Source organism: Kitasatospora sp. NPDC091257, from assembly GCF_044757675.1.
Lineage (GTDB): Bacteria > Actinomycetota > Actinomycetes > Streptomycetales > Streptomycetaceae > Kitasatospora > Kitasatospora lactacystinica.
The window spans coordinates 1-3,639 of the sequence record NZ_JBIVVI010000946.1 but is presented as its reverse complement, the minus strand read 5'-3'; the positions used below and the strand labels follow the sequence as shown (position 1 = coordinate 3,639).

The following is a 3,639-nucleotide window of genomic DNA, read 5'->3' as shown; positions in this document are numbered from 1 at the left end:
CACACGCGCCTCCCCCGGGCCCGTCGGCAAACCTGCCTCCCGCAGCCCCCGTGCGGCGGGGCTTCAGTGTAGGAACGACTGACACCCCAATGGAATAGCACAACGTCTCGCACGAATTGACATGACCGAAACGATGCCGCCATCCGTGCACTGGGACCAGTACCCTCGATACGGCCGCCACGCACCACCAGGAGGGCACTCGTGGACCACCTCGACTGGCAGAGGTCCAGCACCAGCAGCGACAAGGATGACTGGATCGAGATCGCCTCCGAGGGCGACCACGTCTACATCCGGCAGTCCGACGACCCCACCCTCGTCGTCACCACCACCCGCATCAAGTTCAACGCCTGGGTGCTCGGCGCCAAGGCCGGCGAGTTCGACCACTTCGTCGCCTGACCCGCCCCCGCCCGACCGGCACCCCGCCGGCCGGGCGGTCGGCTGTCCGAGCCCGCGGATCACCCCCCGTAGCGGGCGGCCAGGGCCCGTACCGTCCTGGCGATGCGGTCACGGAGTTCGGCCGGTTCCAGGACCTCGACGTCGGCGCCCAGCCGCAGGAACTCCCCGTGCGCGTGGTCCAGCGACTCGATCGGCACCCGGGCCTCCGTCCAGCCCTCGTCCGCGGCGGCGACCCCGAGGCGCCGGGCGCCCTCCGGGGTGAGCCGGACCAGCGCCTCCCCGGTGTGCAGCCGGGCCCGGAAGTCGGCGAGGTAGCCCGTCCAGTACGCGCCCAGGCCGAAGCCGTCCGGGACCGCGAACTCCTCGTCCAGCTCGCGCAGTCGGACGACCTGATCGACCCGGTACGTACGCATCCCGCCCGGACCGGCGGCGACCAGGTACCAGCGCCCGGCCTTGAGCACCAGCCCGTACGGCTCCACCCGCCGCTCGATCTCCTCCGGCGCCCGCCAGCGCCGGTACCGCAGCACCACCGCCCGCCGCTCCCACACCGCGGCGGCGACGGCGGCCAGGTGCGGGGTCTCGTCCGCCGCGCCGTACCAGCCGGGCGCGTCGAGCAGGAAGCGCTCCTGGATCCGCCCGGCGTGCTCGCGCAGCTCCGCCGGCAGGGCCGCCCGCAGTTTGAGCTGGGCGGCGGTGAGCGCCTCGCCGAGGCCCAACTCGGCGGCGGCGCCCGGGAGTGCGGCGAGGAAGGCGGCCTGGGCCTCGTCGGCGGTCAGCCCGGTGAGGCGGGTCCGGTAGCCGTCGACCAGCCGGTACCCGCCGGCGTGCCCGGCGTCGCCGTACAGCGGGACTCCGGCGGCGGCGAGCGCCTGGACGTCCCGGTAGACCGTACGGACGGAGACCTCCAGCTCCCCCGCCAGCTGCTCGGCGGTCAGCCGGCCCCGGTTCTGGAGCAGCAGGAGCAGGGCGACCAGCCGACTCGCGCGCATGCCGCCCAGTATCCACTGACAGGTGGTGTCAGGAGAGTGGTCCTACGCTGCGGCGCATGAACGACTTCACCCGCACCGGCGCGGCCACGGCATGAACCTCATCGTCGAACTCCGCCAGTACACCCTGCACCCCGGCGCCCGGGAGACCCTGATCGAGCTGTTCGAGCGCGAGTTCGTGACCGGCCAGCAGGCGGTCGGCATCACCGTCGGCGGCCGCTTCCGCGACCTCGACGATCCGGACCGCTTCGTCTGGCTGCGCGCCTTCCCCGACATGGCCGACCGGCGGCGCGCCCTGGAGGCCTTCTACGGCGGCCCGGTCTGGCGGGAGCACCGCGACGCGGCCAACGCCACCATGGTCGACAGCGACGACGTCCTGCTGCTGCGCGGCCCCGGATTCACATCGCATGCGGGCGGCCGCGAGGTCCTCGCCACCGTCTGCCACCCGGCCGCCTCGGCGACCGTCCACGGCGGCGCCTTCGACTCCTTCGCCACCGAACACTTGCTCCCGGACCATGCGTTGCACCGCACCGAGCACGCCGAGAACGACTTCCCCCGGCTGCCCGTCCGCACCGGCGAGGACGTCCGCGTCTGGTTCGGCCCCGCCGAGCCGGCCCCCTGGCCGTCCCGGCGGCTCCGGCTGGAACCAGTCGGGCCGTAGCCGCCGGGTGCACGCCGGCGTGCCCGGTGCGCCCGCGCCCTCAGGGGCCCATGACGCTCGTCCCCCGTGCCCCGGCGCGGGCCGGGGCACGGGGGACGAGGTCGGCTCACGCGCCGGCGTGCGCGGGCAGGGCGAGCCAGTCCGACCAGGAGATCTCACGGCCGAGGAAGCGGGGCCGCTCGAACGGCCAGTCGGCGGCGATCCACCGCGGCACCAGGGCGTCCATGGCCCGCTCGACCTCGCTGCCCACCAGCTCGTCCACCACCCACCAGGCGATCTCGCCGTCCGCACCGGCCTTCGCGGGCGGGTCGATGTAGACGCAGCCGAGCAGGGCCGTCTCGGCCGCGTCGAGCAGCGCGTAGTTGAAGGACTGGTGTGCGGCGATCTCCTTCTCGTGCCGCAGCAGGTCGGCCTGGTTGGCCTCGAAGGTCATGGTGGCCGCGGGCCAGCCCCAGGCCGGACCGAAGAGGATCCACAGCCGTTCGCGCGAGCCCGTCACGGCCGGGTAGTCGAGCGGGGCATCCGCCTCCCGGACCGGCCGCAGGTGATGGGCCCCGCCCGGCAGCGGCACCCGGACGGGATGGACGAAGTCATCGGGAAGCCAGCTCATGGCGCCCGACCGTAGCACCGCACGGACAGCCGCCCCCTGGACTTTCCCCGCACCGCCCGGACGTCCCGCACCCGCCGGCCCCGCCGCCGAAACACCGACCCCCGAAGTCTCGCGGGAAGTCGGTCGGGCCGACTTCCCGCGCACGCGATGGGGACGGGCGGGGCGAGGAGGAGGGGCGGGATCAGGTGTTGAGGGATGGGAACCAGGAGCGGGGTTCAGGGGGCGGCCGCGGCGCAGGACGGCCTCGGCGAGGTCGACGGCCTCCCGCACCGGGACGAGCCGGCAGTCGGCGGTGCCGATGCGGGCGGTGGTGATGCCGCGGGCGGTGCGCAGGACCTCCTCCCCGAGGCGGTCGAAGTGGAGGTCGTCGAGGTCGGGGGCCCGGAAGGTGGTCCAGCCGTCCGCCCCGACGCAGCGGTACTCGCGCACCGTGACGTCGGGCATGCGCAGGTCGGCCAGGTGGAAGGCGGTGAACCGGCCCATCGGCACGCCGAGCATCAGCACCCGGGCGTCCAGTTCGTAGAGCCGCCCGAGCGGCGACTCCGGGCCGAGGTGGGAAGTCAGCGGGTGGCGCCCGGTGATCTCCCGGGCGAGCCGGCCCACGGCCGCCCAGGAGGTCTGCGGGTGGTGGCTGCGCAGTGCGCCCGGGTGGGTGCGGACCGCCTCCGACAGCGCCCCCATGGAGGGCGAGGCCGGGGTGGTGGCCGGATCGAAGCGGGGCATCCGGGCCTGGTAGTCCGCCACCGCCGCCGGGGAGAGACCGGCGGTGGCGCGCTGGTGGACGCGGGAGGTGGCGGAGTTCTCGGGCGTGGCGGTGTAGGCGACCAGGGTGCCGTCGGGGCCGAGGACTTCGAGCAGGGCCTCGACCACACCGGCCGCCCCTCCGGGCACCGGTCCGAGGGCGCGCAGGGACGCCTGGACGTGCAGCACCGTGCCCGGACGGACCCCGAGGTCGGCGAGGTCGCGGACGAGGGGATGGACGGGGG

At 74.6% G+C, this 3,639-nt stretch carries 4 protein-coding genes and 1 pseudogene; 2 read left to right on the top strand and 3 right to left on the bottom strand.

All coding sequences use genetic code 11. The features are described 5' to 3' along the window. The first annotated feature begins 201 nt into the window (after nt 1-201). The gene (locus ACIQOV_RS32535) at nt 202-396 is read left to right on the top strand and encodes a DUF397 domain-containing protein (protein ID WP_359902156.1); all 195 of its coding nucleotides are present in this window, start codon (nt 202-204) and stop codon (nt 394-396) included. Nucleotides 397-455: 59 nt separating this feature from the next. Here ACIQOV_RS32535 and ACIQOV_RS32530 read toward each other — a convergent pair whose 3' ends face one another. Next, a complete protein-coding gene (locus tag ACIQOV_RS32530) occupies nt 456-1,385 on the bottom strand; it encodes a helix-turn-helix transcriptional regulator (protein WP_401054308.1) in 930 nt (309 codons plus the stop codon). Nucleotides 1,386-1,476: 91 nt separating this feature from the next. Between ACIQOV_RS32530 and ACIQOV_RS32525 the strand changes: the two genes are divergently transcribed. Beyond that, a complete protein-coding gene (locus ACIQOV_RS32525) occupies nt 1,477-2,043 on the top strand; it encodes an NIPSNAP family protein (protein ID WP_401054306.1) in 567 nt (188 codons plus the stop codon). Nucleotides 2,044-2,149: 106 nt separating this feature from the next. On the opposite strand, the gene ACIQOV_RS32520 is transcribed toward ACIQOV_RS32525, so the two are convergent. Then, nucleotides 2,150-2,653 (bottom strand): N-acetyltransferase, encoded by a 504-nt coding sequence (locus ACIQOV_RS32520; protein ID WP_401054310.1) that lies wholly within the window; start codon nt 2,651-2,653, stop codon nt 2,150-2,152. Nucleotides 2,654-2,947: 294 nt separating this feature from the next. Continuing rightward, nucleotides 2,948-3,523 (bottom strand): annotated as a pseudogene (locus ACIQOV_RS32515) (aminoglycoside N(3)-acetyltransferase); the annotation flags it as partial. Between the last annotated feature and the right edge of the window lie 116 nt (nt 3,524-3,639).

What these genes read in the sequence shown, in the direction of transcription:
- ACIQOV_RS32530 (WP_401054308.1), bottom strand. Translation starts at nt 1,385, where the DNA reads ATGCGCGCGAGTCGGCTGGTCGCCCTGCTCCTGCTGCTCCAGAACCGG.
- ACIQOV_RS32525 (WP_401054306.1), top strand. Translation starts at nt 1,477, where the DNA reads ATGAACCTCATCGTCGAACTCCGCCAGTACACCCTGCACCCCGGCGCC.
- ACIQOV_RS32520 (WP_401054310.1), bottom strand. Translation starts at nt 2,653, where the DNA reads ATGAGCTGGCTTCCCGATGACTTCGTCCATCCCGTCCGGGTGCCGCTG.